The organism is Arcticibacterium sp. (genome assembly GCF_055134445.1).
On sequence record NZ_JBSRVI010000182.1, the window covers coordinates 1 to 17,089 of the forward strand.

Sequence of the window (17,089 nt, forward strand, 5' to 3'; positions counted from 1 at the left end):
ACTCGTGCTGGATGAAGCAGATAAGATGTTGGATTTAGGTTTCCAGGAAGAGTTTGGTCAAATACTTAAACTACTGCCTAAGAAGCGTCAAAATTTACTGTTTTCAGCTACGCTGGATACAAAGATTATAGATCTCAAAAAAGAACTTCTTACAGACCCCGTGACCATAGAAATAGCGGAGGAGGAAGATGCCGTGGAGTCTATCAAACAAACAGCCTATTTGACCAGTTTGGAAAGAAAAGGGCCACTACTTAGGTATTTGATTAAAAATCAGGAAATAACTAAAGTTTTGATTTTTACTTCGTCTATCAGAACGGCCGATAATGTATGTAATAAGCTGAACAAGAATGGTATTACCGCAAGTGCCATTCACAGCAAGAGAACACAAAGTGCTAGAAACAAAGCTATGCTAGACTTTAAACTGGGGGAAATTACGGCTTTAGTGGCAACCGATGTGGCTGCTAGAGGTATTGATATTCACTTTTTGCCTTGTGTTATTAATTATGAACTTCCGCGTTCGCCTAAAGATTATATACACCGAATAGGCCGAACGGGTAGGGCTGGAGCCATGGGTGAGGCCATTTCTTTAGTAACTGATGAGGAAGAACCGCATTTTTATATTATCCAAAAAAAGATGGGTAAGCGTGTGGAAAAAGTAGCTACGGAAGATTTTGATTTGACTGGGGTATAATCAATAAACCATTTTTTCATAAACCTCACGCTCATTTTTAGACAATTCTACTACAGCTTTTCTTGAGGAGGCTGTAATGGCGGTTTCGTCTAAAATATCAACAGCGTTTTTCCAATTTGAATCATCGGATGGTTTAATAATGACCGTCCACAGTTCAGGGTCAATAGCCTGTCTCTTTTGGTTTATTATGGCTTGTCGAATGCCTTTTGGGGAGAAATCTGTTTCTGTAAGGTCGCTCTCTTTTACGAGAGCTACCTCTTCTTGATGCCAATAGACTTTATTGTACTTTCCCAGAATAATTGTCATAGAGTTACTCTTTTTTATGTGTGCACCTACTTCCCCTTTAGTACTTGGCATGTTTAAATCCATTGTATTTGGTGTACTGAAGGTGGTGGTGTAAATGAAAAAGGTAATGAGCAAAAAGCCCAAATCTACCAAGGGCGTCATATCTGGTTTACCAGCTTGTTTGTTTCCTACTTCTGCCATGATTGTATACTTTAATGTGAACTAAAAGATTAGTTGAATGTAGCATAAGTTTTGCATAACTAAAAATATAGTTGAACAAAGTTTGACTGTAGCATAAAAAAAAGAGGAGCTAAAAAGCCCCTCTTTAATTCAATTTTTTGTTTAATATCTATTTCACAAACCCTCTGTCACGCATTAAAGCGTCAATAGTGGCATCTCGACCTCTAAACCTTCTATAGGCTTCGGCTGGGTCTTCGGTGTTTCTTGGGGCAAATAGTATCTCTTTCATTTTCTTTGCCAATTCTTTATCATAAAAACCTCCTGGAGCTTCTGAGAAAGCTTCTGCAGCATCTGCTGTTAATACGTCTGCCCACATATATCCATAGTAAGCTGTAGCATAGCCTTCTCCTCTAAATACATGATTAAAATGTGGCGAGCGATGTCTCATAACCAGTTCCTTCGGCATGTGGATGCTCTCTAATGTTTCTCTTTCAAAGCGGTCTACATCTAAATTTGATGGGTCCGTCATGTGATATTTCATGTCCATGATAGCGGAAGCCATATATTCTGTAGTTCCAAAGCCCTGATTGAAATTCGCAGCTTCTTTAATTTTAGCCACCAATGCTTTGGGCATAGGTTCACCCGTTTTATAATGTACCAGATAATTCTCAATAACGGCATCAGTACTTAACCAACGCTCCAATAGCTGCGACTGAAATTCACCATAGTCTCTTAAACTACCATCAAGGCTTGGGTATTTCACATTGGCAGATAAATAATGTAGGGCATGACCCATCTCATGGAAAAAGGTGGTGGCGTCGTCCCAAGAAATTAAAACCGGCTGGCCAGGTTCACCTTTTACAAAATTGGAGTTGTTAGAACATAAAACAGTCTCTTCTTTGCCCATATCTGTATGTCCTCTGTAGGTGGTAGCCCATGCTCCAGAGCGTTTTCCTTTTCTAGCATAAGGGTCTAAATACCATAATCCAATATGCTTATCGGAATTTTTATCCTTTACTTCCCATACGCGTACATCTTCATGAAATACGGGTACACTGCCATCTGTTATTTCTGAAAATTTGAAGTCAAATAGTTCTCCAGCTACATAAAACATAGCTTCTCTAAGCTTATCGAGTTGTAAGTATTGTTTTACCTCATCGCTGTCTAAATCGTACCTTTTCTTTCTAACTTTTTCGGCATAAAACCTGTAATCCCAAGGCTCTATTTTGATCTTGGCACTTTCGGCATCAGCCACGGCCTGCATGTCTTTAACTTCCTCTTTTACACGTGCTATGGCACTAGGCCAAACAGCATCTAGCAAAGCCAGTGCATTTTCTGGGTTTTTAGCCATACGGTTTTGCAGTCTCCATTGGGCGTAATTATCAAAACCTAAAAGATGAACACGTTCGTTTCTCAATTGAAGAATTTTAACGATGACCTCATTATTGTCATATTCGCCACCATTGTCTCCTCTGGCATAATAGTTTTTCCAAACCTTTTCTCTCAGATCCCTTTCTGAGGAATAAGTTAAAAAAGGATCCATAGAAGAGCGGGTGTTGGTGATGGCATATTTGCCTTTTTGACCATTCGATACTGCTGCACTGGCGGCACTTTTTATAAATGCTTCCGAAAGACCACCCAATTGGTTTTTTTCTAAATAGGTAATATATCCTTCTTCGTCGTGTAAAACGTTATTACCAAAAATGGTAGAAAGAGCAGACAGCTCTTTATTAATTTCGGCGTACCTTTTTTTCTTTTCTGCATCCAGTTCAGCACCATTCAGGGCAAAACCTTGGTAGGTTAATAAAACCACTCGCTGCTGGTCTTCTGGTAAAGGATTTTTTAAGCTGGCCTCATAAACGGTCTTTACGCGTTGAAACAATTTTTCGTTCTGCGTAATTTTAGAATTATACTCGGAAAGTTGCCCAGCCAATTCACCTTCTATTTTTCTAAACTCCTCTGTGGAGGTATTAGAGCTGTAGATACCATAGTAAGGCATAACGTTATTCAGATCGCTTCCACTTTTTTCCATCGCCAGAATGGTGTTGGCAAAAGTAGCCGGTTTAGCATTATTAGCTATTCCATCTAATTCTTTGAGATGATTTGCCATCCCTGTTTCCATAGCAATTTTTAACAGATTTACATCCATTTTGTCAAAAGCAGGTACTCCGCCATAAGGCCCTGACCATTTTTTCAATAGAACATTTTTGGATGACTTTTCACAGGAGGTATTCATGATTGCTAGGGCTAGCAATAGAAATACATAAAGGAAGTTTTTTTTCGACATTATTTGTTTTTTTCGTTTGATGACGGCGTTTTTTTATTCAAAAATAAGCCATTTAGCGAGTTTTAACGCTATGGACAAGTTGGATTTTTTATTCAAAAATCTTCCAGTTTATTGGTTTTACTTCGGCCTTATTATTTGCTGGAATCAAAGCCACTTGAATGGTTTCTTGGGCATTAGAACCTAGTTCCATTTCAAAACCAACGATAATAGAATTGGGATTGGCCTCGTCATAACTATTTGGTGATATGGTACTCCATGTTCTCATTTTAACTTTTTGATGGCTCAGTAATTTCAGGTGTAATGTTTTATCATTTTGAGTGAGTATGATTTCAGAGTTACTCATCGACTTTATGCTTGCATTTGTCGGCATTCGCCACTGAAGTATTTTCGCTTCTTGGTTGTTTTCTAATTGGTCGGTCACCACTACATAACTTTTGTCTTTGATAGCAATGGCTCTTTTGCTGCTTTTGACCTGTGATTTATAAACTGCAGAGATGTCCGTCATTGCCCCTTGAATATTTTCTGTATCCAGCACTTTGTCAATGTCGGCATAGCCATGTACTTCTTGAAATTGATTATTGTACGATAGTGTGCTGTGTGAAAGGTTATTATATCTGTACACATCCCATCTTTGAGCATCTTGCTCTCTACCCCAAATTTGTACTCCCTGAGTCTCCAGATGGTTATAATTAGAAGCACCAAAATCTATAGCCCAACGCTCACCCATAGCATCCATCACAAATGACCCGATATCCATATGGGCATGATTTACAAAAGGAGAGCCTGCTTTTAAACCCACAAAAATGCCATTGTCATCCCATGAACTTCGCATCAAAGCCACAGGGGTATCACCACTTCCAGACCAGACCTTTTCATTTGGGGTCAATTCTTTTTCTAAATTTAGATTTGCTCCCCAGATCATCATGAGCGGAGAGAGGCGTTGACTCATGTTCTTTTCTAAGGCGGTTGTTATCATTTTTTTCTCCCAGAAAAGTAAAGTTGGGTCTTGGCTAAGTTCGGCAAACCAAAACATGGCAGGGTTTATTCGTATGTTATCACTACAGTCGGAATAGTTGAAGGCATTCTTTGAAGGTCCAATCATGTGCATTAAATAAGCCGCGGTTTTGTCGAAACCAGGAAGTTTGTTTAAACCAAAATCCGACTGAAAAGCCTTCATCATGGCATCAATAAAGAGCACATTAAAGGAGGTTCCATAGCCCCAATAAGCGTAGCCTTCAGGGTATGCACCGTCTGGAGCATATTGTTTCATGGGTAAGGAAATAGATTCTATGGCTCTTGAAATAGTGTTTTTAGCCATTTCGGGTTCTTCATCGTAAATGGCCAATGCCCCGAAAGCCATGCCTGCATTACAAACCTGATTCCAATTATGATGTGCTTTTAAGAAACCATTGTATTGATCATCATAAGAAGGATTAATGCCATGTTCTATGATAGCAGTTTTAATCTTTGTTTTAGTATCCTGACTTAAACCATCATAAAACCAATCGTAAGCAATCGCCATGGCAGTGGTCATTTCGGCTACATCTAAAAAGTGACTTGGGTTCCAGTCGGAAAACTTTGCTACAGTCAGCATTTCTTGCGTAACCCTATCTAAGTACCTTTTTTCGTCGGTTAATCGGTAGGCGTAACCTAAGAAAAGAAAGCGGCGAAGGTATTCTCTAGAAACGCTCAAAAGTCTCCTGCCTGTCTGGATTCTCTCCAAAAGTGGCAGAGCTATAATAGCATTGGCTTCATCAATTATGGCAGCATGTGCTTTTTGTCTAATAGGGCTATTCTTAAAAGAATCTTTGATGACATCTTCTTGTCCTTCTAAAAACAGGATTCTAGGATGGCCGATTATTTTTTCTGGTAGTTCCTGACTGAAACTTAAAAAACTGATGAAAGTGAAAAGGCTGATTTTTACGAAAAGATTCGTTTGCATAGCTGTTTTTAGGGTTGAATTGTGTTGTGAATTTAGAGAAAATAATATTTCTCAAGTCACAAGGCGAATAGATATAGACAAGAAAGAATAAAATGAGTTTAAAGTTGATCCTTTAGTTAAAGGAATTGTAAATATAAAAGCTGTTGGAAGCCCAAAAGCCATATTTGGTAGTTGAAATCTTTTTTATTAAACGGTAACTTAGTTTACCTTTGCGACCGTTTTGTGATTAAAACTAATTAATACTTTAGATGAAAATTAATATTCAGAGGTCTCTTTTAAGCCTTAGCTTTCTTATAAGCATTTCTTTTATATCATCAGCTCAAACTAATTCTTCACAGATTATAGTCCCAAAGGACTTTTCCGTAAGTGTGATTGCAAAAGATTTAGGTTCTCCAAGACATTTGACCGTTGCAAAAAATGGCGACATTTATGTAAATAGAAAGGCCGATAAGGGTTTGTTACTTTTAAAAGACACCAAAGGAAATGGCTCTTTGGATGAAGTCAGAATTATAGGTGAGGGGGTAGGAACAGGTGTTTTAGCCCATGATAGATATTTATATTACTCTTCTAACACGTCTATTTATAGATACGAATTGGATAAAAACTATAATTTCCCAGAAGATCAGGAGCCTGTAATGATAGTAAGTGGCCTTGTGGATAAAGGAAGAGATAATGCCAAGCCATTTACCATGGACGACAACGATAATTTATATGTAACAATAGGTTCATGGAATGACCCGTGTAGAATAGAAAACTCTGGTAAGGGTATGATGCCATGTCCGATTTTAGATGAGGCAGGTGGTATTTGGAAGTTTAATGGGAGAATCTTAAATCAAACCTTTTCTAATGGCATAAGATATGCCAAGGGAATTAAAAATGCGGTGGCCTTGGACTGGAATAAAGAGACCAATAGCTTATTCACAGTTGTGCATGGTCGTGGTCAATTCCATGATTTTTATCCTGAGTTTTATACTGCTAAACAAAGTTCGGAATTGCCAGGAGAAGCCATGTATGAACTAAAGAAAGATGATGATGCTGGCTGGCCATATATTTATTACGACCAGTTTCAGAAAAAGAAAATCTTAGCTCCTGAATATGGTGGCAATGGTAAAAAGACGGGTGGAGAGAAGGCTATAGACCCACTTATGGCTTTCCCTGCTCACTTAGGGCCAAATGACATGTTGTTTTATACAGGTACGTCATTCCCTAAGAAATACCAAAATGGAGCTTTTGTGGCCTTTCATGGTCAGTCTCCAGAGCTTAAAAAAGGTTATTTTGTAGCTTTTGTTCCTTTTAAGAAGGGCAAACCTACAGGCAAATGGGAAATCTTTGCTGATAATTTTGCTGGCGTAGATTTAGCTAACCCTACAGGTCCTATCCAGCACCGCCCATGCGGTTTGGCCATAGGTTTACATGGAGAGTTGTATGTCTCTGACGACCTGAATGGCACTATTTTTAAGATAGAATATAAAAAGTAGGGGTGAATTAGTCGCTCTTACGGAAGCTTAGAATTTCTTTATCGGCACTATCAAAAATGATAAGTCTTTGGTTCTCTATTTTGTAAGAGTCTATTCTGCTTAATAAAATACCATATTCGTTTGCGAGTTCCATTTCGGGGCAAGCTTTCTTGGTAGCAATGACATTACCAAGATTGATTTTGTTGTCCATCACAGATTTGATTTCGCCCACATGATTATTACAACCGTCGTTTGCAGACATTCTTTTAAGGTCTAGATTAAAATCTATGGTAGGGGCGTTAGTTCCTACCACTGGAGCATTATTTAATTCTACGAGCGTCCACTGGTCATTTAAGATTAGTTTGGGTTCGTAGTTTTTCTGCATAACACGTACCAGTTTATAATTTTTAAAAGAAGCGTCGCCTGGGACGGGTCTTAGAGAGCTCTGTTCTTCTTTCACCAATAGTTTATAAACATAGCCCTCTTCATAATTGAAACCCTCAATAGAGTCATAAAACAGTTTCCAGTTTTGCTCGCTTTTTATATCTCCTTTTTGTATTTCTAAACAGTCTTTTATGCCCACACCCACACAGTCGGATTTTTTTCCATTTACCCAGTAAACGGCCTCTGTAGAAGTGCTGGCAGCACCTGTATTCGTGCTAGAAGATGTAGCACAAGAACCTAATAGTGCTATGATAGCTACCGAAATTATGTTTCTTAAAATCATGATTTTCTATTTTCTTAAATATTCTAACTGCTTTACGATGCTTTTATTTATAAACGGATACGTAAAACCATAAATAAGTTACGCATAAAAAGGTACTAAGATCTTAATGATAGCTGTTTTAACTTTTTATTAAAATGAATAGTAGCCTAAGGAAGCAGTTCTGTAACCTTTATATGCTTGACGTCATCTGAAAGCCATTCTTCTCCTTTTAAGCTTATCTTTTCGCCTATCTCCAATCTTCTGTAATGGCCATTTTTGCCAAGGTTAGGAATACTGATAGTGGCCATGTAGGTTTCACCTTTCTGGGTTTTTAAAGTGGCAGTATAGCCATCCTTTCCGTTTTCTATGTCAGTTACCATTCCGTTGATAACATCGTTTTGGTTTTCTACTTTAGGTGAACATGCCAAAAGCAAAAGAAGGAGGATCAGTTTATGCATAGTTGTTTTCTAGATTTCAAAAGTGATTTTTCTTGTAAATGTATATTAATTAATGAATTCCTTTTTGGTTTGGTTGCATGGTTTATTGCAAACTATTAGTACAAAGGCCATCTAATCAAAATAAATATCATGCCCTAAGTTTTTGTCAAAGATTAAAACTGTCTTGAATAAGGAACAAGATTTTTAAACGATTTCTTGTACATCATTCAGGATAGAATAAACGTCAATAATTAGAAACTTAAAACATGATGCAACTCACATCTAATGAGCCATATTGGCTACGAAAAAATGGGATTATGTCTACTTTTCCATCACTTAAAGAGGATATTGAAACAGAGGTGCTTATTGTAGGAGCGGGTATTACCGGGAGTCTAATGGCTCATCAGGTGATAAAAGATGGCTACAAAGCTGTGGTTATTGACCGCAGGGATGTGGCTACCGGAAGTAGTTCTGCCACCACTTCTATGTTACAATATGAAATAGACATACCGTTACATAAATTGATAGAGCAAGTGGGAGAACTGCCTGCTGTGGAGGCATACCGTGCTTGTTTTGATGCTATTAATCAGTTAAAAGCGATAGTGGAGGAAGTACATTCAGATTGCGGGTTCACATTTCAGAATTCGCTTCTTTATGCCTCTAAAAGATCTTATGTCGCTATGCTACGTAAAGAGCTGGAATGTCGAGATAAGTATGGTTTTCCAGTGAGATGGTTAACTGAGAAGGAAATTCTACATAGCTACGGAATAAGAAAGGCATACGGTGGTATATGGACAGACATGGGGGGTAGGATAGATGCTTATGTGCTGGCGAATGATCTGTTGACTTTTAATGAAGCTAAAGGGCTTGCGGTATACGATAGAACGGAACTTAAAGAAGTAAAAAAGGCGGGCGATAAACTGATAGCCATTACGGGCAATGACCAAAAAATAACATGTCAGAAAATTATCTATAGTACAGGGTACGAGGTTACAGAGCTTTTCTCTAATAATGTGGTTAAGCTTTTATCGTCTTTTGCCATGGTGAGTGAGCAAGAACTGCCCGGAATAGAGCGATATAGGGACACGCTTTTTTGGAATACAGACGAACCCTACATGTATTTCAGAAGTACAGATGATGGGCGTTTACTGGTGGGTGGTCAGGATATACCTTTTAAAAATGCCGATTTGAGAGATAAACTGATACCTAGGCAAACAGCCAAGCTAGAAAAATATATCAAAAAACATATGGTGGAATTCGAGCATATAACGGATTATTCATGGGCGGGTACTTTTGGTGAAACCAAAGACGGACTACCCTATATTGGTGAACATAAGGATTTCCCGAATAGTTATTTTGTGCTGGGTTTTGGCGGAAACGGAATTACCTTTTCTGTGGCCGGTATGGAGATGGTTTCTATGTGGTTAAAAAACGAAAAGCACCATCTTACAAGTCATTTCAGGTTTGATAGATGATACTTCTGTGTTTTTCGTTTTCCAATTTGCCCAGAAATCAATAAGTTGTTGTTATCATGGTATTATTTATTTCTTCTGCCAAGAAGCTCTACTTTAGCTAGCCATTGTTGTCTTTTGCTTTCATTCGAATTTCTGATAATACCGAAATAGGAAACTTTGACGGGTTTAATACCGCAGAAATTCAGTGTAGATTTTTTGAGTTGATTTACACTTGGTCTGCCATACATTAGCCAGTAGTACCAGCTCGGTTGGTCCAATGTCGTAATGATATGAGCGGTTTTACCTTTTAAAAGTTTGTCCCAAAGTATCGAGTTCTCTCGGTATTGAAAGGCAAAACCTGGCAAGAAAAGTCTATCAATAAAGCCCTTCATGATAGCGGGTCCGCCTCCCCACCACACGGGATGAACCCAAACTAAATGGTCTGCCCATTTGATCTTTTCCCAAGAGGCCAGAAGGTCGGGTTCTAATTCGATTCTTTTTTGATATCCAAACGAAAGGTTTGGGTCAAAATTCAACGCAGAAATTATAATTTCCTGAACTTCAGCACCGCTTTCTAAAGCCCCTTTTTTGTAGGCTTTTGCTAAGCCAAAATTTAAACTTGCTTTATTCGGGTGTCCATTAATTATCAGTATTTTTTTAGGCACTTTTTGCTCTTTTATGTTGAAGCACAAAACTACTTGTAAGGCTTTAAGCTAAAAAGGACAAATGTCTATAAAGTCAACTCTTTTCTAATTCTGCTTAAGTGCCTCTGCGAAATGCCCAAGAATGAAGCCAAATGCTGTAAAGGGATTTTTTGAATATATTTCGGATGATTTTTCATCAAGTCAGCGTATCGATTTGTGGCATCGCTGCTTTGTAATTGAAATAATCTTTTTTCCAATTCTAGGTATTGTTGCTCCGCAATTACCTTTAGAAAAAGAATACAGTTTGGATTCCTTTCAGTCAGCTGCTCAATTTTTTCCTTTGTAATGATTAATAATGCTGTTTGCGTAATGGCCTGTACATTTTCCCGCGTTGGTTGACCCGTTAAATACGAAGAATAAGCGGTCATGAAGTGGTTAGGAAAGGTGATGCAATACGTCATTTCTTCGTCTTTGTCGGAGGTATAATAGGAGCGTAGTGTACCAGATAAAACAATGGCTACCTGTTTGCAAATTTGTCCTTCTTGAATAAAGTATTCTGATTTTGAGAGCAATTTATAAGTGGTCTGTTCCATGAAGTCGTCTATTTCTCTTTCTGTCAAAATATGGAAGGAGGCTAGAAGGCGTTTTACATTGTCGTAGTTCATTGCTGGGTTTCAGTTGACAGATTTTCTTTAGTTCTGGGTCAATTTTTCACGAATGTAAATGATTAATTTAGGGCATGCAAACGGTCAGTTTTTCTTAAAAAGCGTTCTTTTTATTAAAATGCTTATAGTTTTCATAACCTAATTCCGTTCGTGGTTTCTTTTGATAAATGAGACCAGCTATTACGGCAAAAAAGAAGTAAAGCCCACATTGGACAAACAGTAGAAATATGATTCAAGTTGAGAATTTGGTATTTCAATACCCTGATAATGACTGTCCTACTTTAAAGGGCTTAAATTTTAATATAGAGAAAGGGGAGGTGTTTGGTTTTTTGGGGCCTTCTGGAGCCGGTAAAAGCACTGCTCAAAAAGTACTTTACAAAATTTATAATGCGTATCAGGGCTTGGTTAAAATTGATGGTAAAAGCTTGTCGGATTGGGACAGCACTTATTTTGAGAAAATAGGGGTTGGCTTTGAGTTGCCAAACCATTATTTGAAGTTAACAGGGAAAGAAAATATGAACCTCTTTGCTTCCTTTTACCCCAAGAAGCAGATTAGGAAAGTAGAGGAACTCTTTGAAATGGTGGATTTGACCGCTGACATGAACAAACCTGTGGAGGCTTATTCCAAAGGCATGAAAATGCGGCTCAACTTTATTCGTGCTATTCAGCATGACCCAGACATTTTGTTTCTTGATGAACCTACTTCAGGCCTAGACCCCGTTAATGCTCATAAGATAAAGCAGCACATTTTAGATTTAAAGGTTGCTGGGAAAACCATTTTTGCGACTACGCATAGCATGGAAACCGCTGACGAAATTTGTGATAGAGTCTCTTTTATAGTGGAGGGTAGATTGCAGGTAACAGATACGCCTAAAAACTTAAAAAAGCTGTACGGTCGAGAGGCGGTGGATGTAGAACTTTATGACGGTAGTACACAGGAGTTTACATTAAAAGGTTTAGGTGAAAATCAAGACTTTTTGGCTTTCATTAAACGTGATGAAGTGAAAAGAATTCACACCCAAGAAGCTACTTTAGAAGAAGTATTCATACGTGTAACCGGAAAATTCCTTAAAGTATGAGTAACTTTTTTACACTGTTAAAGTGGCAGTTTCTGCTTTTACACAAAAACAGTATCATCACTATCAGTTTTGCGGTGACACTCATATATGGTGTGCTCTTATTTTTTTTTAAAGATGTGGCTGTCTTAGATAAACTGCTGGTAACATTGGTGTTAAATGACCCTTCTGTGATTGGGTTCTTTTTTATAGCCTTAGCCATATATACAGAAATAAAGCATCAAATATTGCCCGCTATTTTTGTAACACCAGTTAATCTGCATGCTTTAATGATGTCAAAAGTGCTCTCTATTTCCATAGTGGCCGTGATATGTTCTTTGGGTTTGGCCATTTCGGTGAAAGGCTTCAGCTTTGATATAGTTTCTTATACAGCTGGGTCCTTCGGTATTTGTGTTTTGTCCTCCCTTTTGGGACTTTATATGCTCACTTATGCCACAGACTTTTTAAAGTTTGCTCTGACTTCTGTTCCTATATTTTTGCTTTTTATTAATGTGCCCATGTTGCAGTATTTAGAGGGCATAGACATTGGTTTTGCCAAATACTTTTTCCCTATTCAAGGGAGTGTAGACCTGATAGATGCGGCCATTAGCGGCACATCTATTAATTATTGGTACGGGTATTTTTCCATTATGCTCATGCTACCGGTGTTTTATGTTTTTGCTTACATACGGTTTAAAAAGAAGGTGGTTCAACAATAGCTATGAGAAAGATATTCAAACTAGCCATCACAGATTTTAAAATCATCTTTAGAGACTCTTCTTTAAAGCCATTTTTATTTTTGCCTGTTATTCTGTTTGCTTTGATACTTTGGGGAGTGCCTTATATGGTCGATAGATATGACTTTTTTGTTCCGTATTTATCGCTCTTTTTGGTGATAGCGGTCATTGAAAACACCCAAGTATTTAGCTTTATAACTACCATGGTTTTAATAGATGAAAAGGAGACTGATATAGCCAAAGTTTATGGCGTGGTTCCATTATCAAAGTTTGAGTTTCTAGTCTCTAGATTTCTGATTCCTTACCTTTTTACGGTGTTATTGAATGTGGTTTTGTTTTGGGTGCAACCTTTCTTTGTGATTGGCTTTGGCTATATTCTTTTAATCTCTTTACTGGCTGCCTTGGTGGTTCCTGTTTATGTGCTTTCTATAGCGTCTATGGTTCAGAATAGAATACAAGGCATGATATATATCAAAGCCTTTAATATGCTAGTTTTAATTCCGATTGCTGCCTTTTTTGTACCAGATAATTTCAAATATTTCTTTGGAGTGTTACCCACTCACTGGATTTTCCAAAGCATTGAAAATGTATGCAAAGGAGATGCCGCCGACTTATTCATAGCGATTGGTTTTGTGTTCTTTGCGGTATTTCTATGGCTTATTTCAAGAGTTTTTATTCGTAAGCATTTTGTTTAGCCTTTTGTGGAAATAGGAAACTGTATTTAAATATCCCCTTCATATTCAGGATTCAATTCTTGAGGAATAGGGGCATTCGTTTTATTCCACCATGCTTTGAGGAGGTTAAGCATTTCTTCAGTTTTTTCTGGCTCTTTTAAAGCAAGGTCGTTTCTTTCTCCTATATCTTCTGCCAAATTATAAAGCTCCACTTCATTGTTTTCAAAATAGTAGTGAAGTTTCCAATCTTTATATCTTACCACAGAACCCGGGCGAGTTCTGAACAATGAATCACGATTTTCGTTGTCGTGCACATTATAAGCCTGTAAATAGATAGGGAAGTGCCAAAACAATGGACGTTCTAGCTCGGTTTTTTTTCCTTCTAAAATGGGACTAAGGTTATCTCCATCCATTTTAGATGTGTTTTCTTGGATGCCTGCATATGCTAAAATAGTGGGCAGAATATCCAAATTAGTGATAGGTACATCACTTTTAGCATTAGCCTTGATTTTGTCGTGCATAACGAAAATATAAGGCTCACGAATACCACCTTCATAATAACTTCCTTTTCCTGCTCTAAGCGGCCGTTGTTTGGTGATACCGTATAAACCGCCGTTGTCGGATGTGAAGATGATGAACGTATTATCGAAGATTCCTTTGTCTTTTAATTTATCTATTAACAGACCAATGTTTCTATCAAGATTTTCTACCATGGTGGCGTATTCAGGGTTGTCTTGACCATCGGAACCTGGTTTGTTTTGGTATTTAGCCAACAGACTTTTTACGGGGTCTATAGGCGTGTGAACGGCGTATGGAGCATAATATAGGAAGAATGGAAACTTAGTACTATCTACAAATGCTAAGGTTTTCTCCATGATTAAATCTGTAAGGTATTGGTCTGCATCTCCTGTAAGATTGACGTTTTTATAAGGAGGATAGTAGCTCTTAGGATGACCATTATGTGCTCCTCCAATATTTACTTGAAAACCATATTCTAAAGGGTTATCGCTCAAATGCCATTTTCCGGCATGACATGTTATGTAGCCGTTTTTACTGAGTATTTCTGGCATTATTTCATGCTCTTTACTCAGTGTTACGGTGTTTTTGGTAGGAATAAGTTTTCTATGTTTTGAGGGCCCTCTTTCTGAGTCGTCTACCGTGTAAATACCATGACGTGGTGTCCATTTCCCTGTCATTAAAGAAGCTCTACTAGGAGCACAATTTGCCGATGCCGCATAGCCATTGGTGAAAATCATACCCATGCCAGCCAAAAGATCTATGTTGGGTGTTTCGTAATATTGGCTTCCCATAAAGCCCACATCTTTCCAGCCCATGTCATCTACGTTTATCAGGACAATATTTGGCTTTGACTTATGCTGTGCTTGAGAACTCATCGAGAAACACAGGAGAATAGAAAATAGAGCGATTGATAAACGGGAGTGTTTCATCTGAATTCTTGGCAAACGGCCATTGGTTAGTAAACTCAAAGGAAATGAAAATCAAAGGTTTCTATGTCTCATAAAAGGGGTAATTATGTCAAAATTGAATTTCTAAAGAGTATTTAGCTAACGAATGAAAGAGTATGCTCTCAATAACCAGCAATTCTATGCAAAACGAAGGTCCTATTCACGTCACCATTTTGCAACTCATTAAGTACCCAAGTATCCTTGTTCTCACCTTCTTCTAGTTTCCAATTCCTTTTTGGGTCGGCTAAAAGTTTTTTGACAACCCGTGGAAATGCATTTGCAGCACGGGCATCTTCCCATGTTCTTATTACTTTGAAAATAGCATCTTTTTTGGGGCAACTTTCCACATCTTTCTGATTCAGAACTAAGCTGTATGTGGTTCCTACACCAACAGAAATAGCTTGAATATGTTCATACTGTTCAACTGTCGATTCAGCTTTAATAGGGAAATTTCCACCCATACCTACTGGGAAAAAGTTAGCGTATGTTACATCACGAAGGTCTTTACCTTGGCTTGTGGTGCTGCCCCATTCTCTAGTGTCTACATCGTACAGGTTTTTTCCGCCACCTACATTCCAAATACTTTGATAATGCCATGAGCCCTCTGATAATGTGGCACCCGTGAAACGAATAGGGGGGAGGTTCAGGACTTCGGCCCTTTCAAACATTTTACCGAAAAAACGTTTTGCCGAGTAGTAACCATGTCCGTTATTAAACAAAAACTCTTGTCCGTCGAAATCGTAATAACCTAGCCCATTAATAGCACAAACATCAGCATAGTATTCAGCAATTTTATCCTGAAGCTGCATGTTGGGTATCAAACCATCATAACCATAATTCAGGGTGACTTGCAGCTTATAAATGGTATCGTTGGCTTGATGAGTCGTAGGCGTGGTTTCCCAGTAGCCCCGTTTTACATTCAGTAGTCTGTATGGTTCTTCTTGAGAGACCCCAAGATAATAAATCAACTCCTTGCCTATTTTTATCATGTTAAGGTTTTCGGCATGCCCTTCCCAACTGGCTACCTCCTCAAGGTGCGTAGGGTCATCCACAATAATCACGGTATCGGTAGAACTAATATTTTTGACCAACAATCGCTTCTGCTGATAGCATAAACTGTCACTTGGTATAGGACTGGCGTCTTTTGTGCCAGGAGCCAATGAATTAGTTATCGGTGTTCTTCCTATTGTAATACCATACTTTGCCGCCATGACAGAAAACTCCTTATGAGATTTGTTTCCTGAGCTTAATTTTATCGGTTTGGTCTCAAAGTTTTTCCCGTCAATGTACCCTTCATTTCCTCGGTCTGGCTTTATAAAACCTTGGTCATACAAACTGATGGCCTTAAAACCCAATCTGGATGTATAAGAAATGATACTATCATTTAAATTTCCATTAGTCATTGCATCAGGCACAAAAGCGGCAGGGTCTTTCACCCATTTTCCATCAATGGTAGGGTAGGGCAAGTTTTCTTTCAATACGATGTCCTGAATCACATCCATCAGTGCCGTGCTGTCTGGGCTGCCCCACAAAGCAATGGATGAACCTATGAAATCAACTCCTGGTAATGGTTCAATCTCCAAATGGTTTGGCGTATTGGCTGCCATATTTGGTATAAGGGAATAATATACTTCTCGCTCAAAGGTTCTATCTCTGGAGTGGTAATTAATTGAAATTCTGCCCAAAGAATCTACCATGGCAGAGTTGCCATACATGATTCTGTAATACGGTTCTTTGTGGGCATAAAAGGCCACATCGCTAATGCCATCTCCCCCCAAAGTGAAAATTTGTCCTTCATGTAAGGAATCTGGCAGTGGATAGAGCTGAGCATCTGGAGAATGAATGATATACTGAAACGGTGCAGCATCGGCGATGGTTTCAGAGGTGCCACCTAGGGTATTGTCGTCCAGAGCCAGCATACCTATGGCATAATTATTCGTTTCGCTGGTATCTCTCGCTACGCCAATAATTTCTCCAAACAAGTTGGTGATATTGGTATGATATGGTCCCCATTGTATGCCATCAATTCCATTTCGTGGGCTAAGCGACGCTAATGTTAATTTGAAATATTTCTCTTGAGGCCTTAAGGAGATTTGAGCCACAGAACCGTTGGCATAAGTCAGTTTAATGCTATTATTTGCCTGATTAAATGCTGCATCAATGGGTTCAAAATAAACCTTCTTTTTGCCATCATAAAGCTGCATTAATGGCGATGGTTTATCCGATGGACTGTATGCTCGATATCCTTCTTTGGAAGTATTTGCCATACGCGTGATAAAACCCTTCTTATCGATTTGTATTTCAAAATAGTCGGTACTAAAACTGTTCTTTTTTAAGGAAGAACAAGCAAATAGTGAGATCGTCATTAGTAACAAGCAGAGGTGTCTGCCAAGTTTTTTGTAAGGAGAT

General features: G+C 38.4%; 15 protein-coding genes. 6 read left to right on the forward strand and 9 right to left on the reverse strand.

All coding sequences use genetic code 11. The features are described 5' to 3' along the window. On the forward strand, nt 1–691 hold a 691-nt coding region (locus tag ACTBZY_RS23980; RefSeq protein ID WP_463048938.1), incomplete at its 5' end, for a DEAD/DEAH box helicase. On the opposite strand, the gene ACTBZY_RS23985 is transcribed toward ACTBZY_RS23980, so the two are convergent. The 3 genes from ACTBZY_RS23985 to ACTBZY_RS23995 all read right to left on the reverse strand — a co-directional run bounded on the left by ACTBZY_RS23985 (nt 692) and on the right by ACTBZY_RS23995 (nt 5,385). Beyond that, on the reverse strand, nt 692–1,177 hold the full coding sequence (locus ACTBZY_RS23985) for an ExbD/TolR family protein (RefSeq protein WP_463048939.1): 486 nt from the start codon (nt 1,175–1,177) through the stop codon (nt 692–694). It abuts the gene before it with no gap. Nucleotides 1,178–1,325: 148 nt separating this feature from the next. After that, nucleotides 1,326–3,443, reverse strand: a complete 2,118-nt coding sequence (locus ACTBZY_RS23990) for a M3 family metallopeptidase (RefSeq protein WP_463048940.1) — start codon at nt 3,441–3,443, stop codon at nt 1,326–1,328. Nucleotides 3,444–3,531: 88 nt separating this feature from the next. Beyond that, complete coding sequence (locus tag ACTBZY_RS23995; protein WP_463048941.1) at nt 3,532–5,385, reverse strand: heparinase II/III domain-containing protein; 1,854 nt, start codon at nt 5,383–5,385, stop codon at nt 3,532–3,534. A gap of 248 nt (nt 5,386–5,633) precedes the next feature. Here ACTBZY_RS23995 and ACTBZY_RS24000 point away from each other — a divergent pair, with 248 nt between their 5' ends. Next, the gene (locus tag ACTBZY_RS24000; RefSeq protein ID WP_463048942.1) at nt 5,634–6,863 is read left to right on the forward strand and encodes a PQQ-dependent sugar dehydrogenase; all 1,230 of its coding nucleotides are present in this window, start codon (nt 5,634–5,636) and stop codon (nt 6,861–6,863) included. A 7-nt stretch (nt 6,864–6,870) separates the two neighbouring features. Here the strand turns inward: ACTBZY_RS24000 and ACTBZY_RS24005 are convergent, their stop codons facing one another. Both ACTBZY_RS24005 and ACTBZY_RS24010 read right to left on the reverse strand, forming a co-directional pair. Continuing rightward, nucleotides 6,871–7,569, reverse strand: coding sequence for a DUF4377 domain-containing protein (locus ACTBZY_RS24005; protein ID WP_463048943.1), 699 nt, complete (start codon nt 7,567–7,569; stop codon nt 6,871–6,873). Nucleotides 7,570–7,715: 146 nt separating this feature from the next. Next, on the reverse strand, nt 7,716–8,006 hold the full coding sequence (locus ACTBZY_RS24010) for a hypothetical protein (RefSeq protein ID WP_463048944.1): 291 nt from the start codon (nt 8,004–8,006) through the stop codon (nt 7,716–7,718). Nucleotides 8,007–8,251: 245 nt separating this feature from the next. Here ACTBZY_RS24010 and ACTBZY_RS24015 point away from each other — a divergent pair, with 245 nt between their 5' ends. Beyond that, on the forward strand, nt 8,252–9,460 hold the full coding sequence (locus ACTBZY_RS24015) for an NAD(P)/FAD-dependent oxidoreductase (RefSeq protein WP_463048945.1): 1,209 nt from the start codon (nt 8,252–8,254) through the stop codon (nt 9,458–9,460). A gap of 62 nt (nt 9,461–9,522) precedes the next feature. Here ACTBZY_RS24015 and ACTBZY_RS24020 read toward each other — a convergent pair whose 3' ends face one another. Beyond that, nucleotides 9,523–10,104, reverse strand: a complete 582-nt coding sequence (locus ACTBZY_RS24020; protein WP_463048946.1) for an NAD(P)H-dependent oxidoreductase — start codon at nt 10,102–10,104, stop codon at nt 9,523–9,525. Nucleotides 10,105–10,169: 65 nt separating this feature from the next. After that, on the reverse strand, nt 10,170–10,748 hold the full coding sequence (locus ACTBZY_RS24025) for a Crp/Fnr family transcriptional regulator (protein ID WP_463048947.1): 579 nt from the start codon (nt 10,746–10,748) through the stop codon (nt 10,170–10,172). 227 nt (nt 10,749–10,975) lie between these two features. Here ACTBZY_RS24025 and ACTBZY_RS24030 point away from each other — a divergent pair, with 227 nt between their 5' ends. From ACTBZY_RS24030 to ACTBZY_RS24040, 3 genes are read left to right on the forward strand one after another with little or no spacing between them, the layout of a single operon-like run. Then, nucleotides 10,976–11,827 carry an ABC transporter ATP-binding protein gene (locus ACTBZY_RS24030; protein WP_463048948.1) on the forward strand — a complete coding sequence of 284 codons (852 nt, stop codon included), beginning with the start codon at nt 10,976–10,978 and terminating at the stop codon, nt 11,825–11,827. Further along, nucleotides 11,824–12,522, forward strand: a complete 699-nt coding sequence (locus ACTBZY_RS24035) for a hypothetical protein (protein ID WP_463048949.1) — start codon at nt 11,824–11,826, stop codon at nt 12,520–12,522. The genes ACTBZY_RS24030 and ACTBZY_RS24035 overlap by 4 nt, the downstream gene beginning before the upstream one ends. A 2-nt stretch (nt 12,523–12,524) precedes the next feature. Next, entirely contained in the window at nt 12,525–13,235 is a 711-nt protein-coding gene (locus ACTBZY_RS24040) for an ABC transporter permease (protein WP_463048950.1), read from the forward strand. A gap of 26 nt (nt 13,236–13,261) precedes the next feature. Here the strand turns inward: ACTBZY_RS24040 and ACTBZY_RS24045 are convergent, their stop codons facing one another. Together ACTBZY_RS24045 and ACTBZY_RS24050 are read right to left on the reverse strand one after the other, a co-directional pair. Next, the gene (locus tag ACTBZY_RS24045; RefSeq protein WP_463048951.1) at nt 13,262–14,608 is read right to left on the reverse strand and encodes a sulfatase; all 1,347 of its coding nucleotides are present in this window, start codon (nt 14,606–14,608) and stop codon (nt 13,262–13,264) included. A 194-nt stretch (nt 14,609–14,802) separates the two neighbouring features. Continuing rightward, entirely contained in the window at nt 14,803–17,046 is a 2,244-nt protein-coding gene (locus tag ACTBZY_RS24050; protein WP_463048952.1) for a hypothetical protein, read from the reverse strand. Between the last annotated feature and the right edge of the window lie 43 nt (nt 17,047–17,089).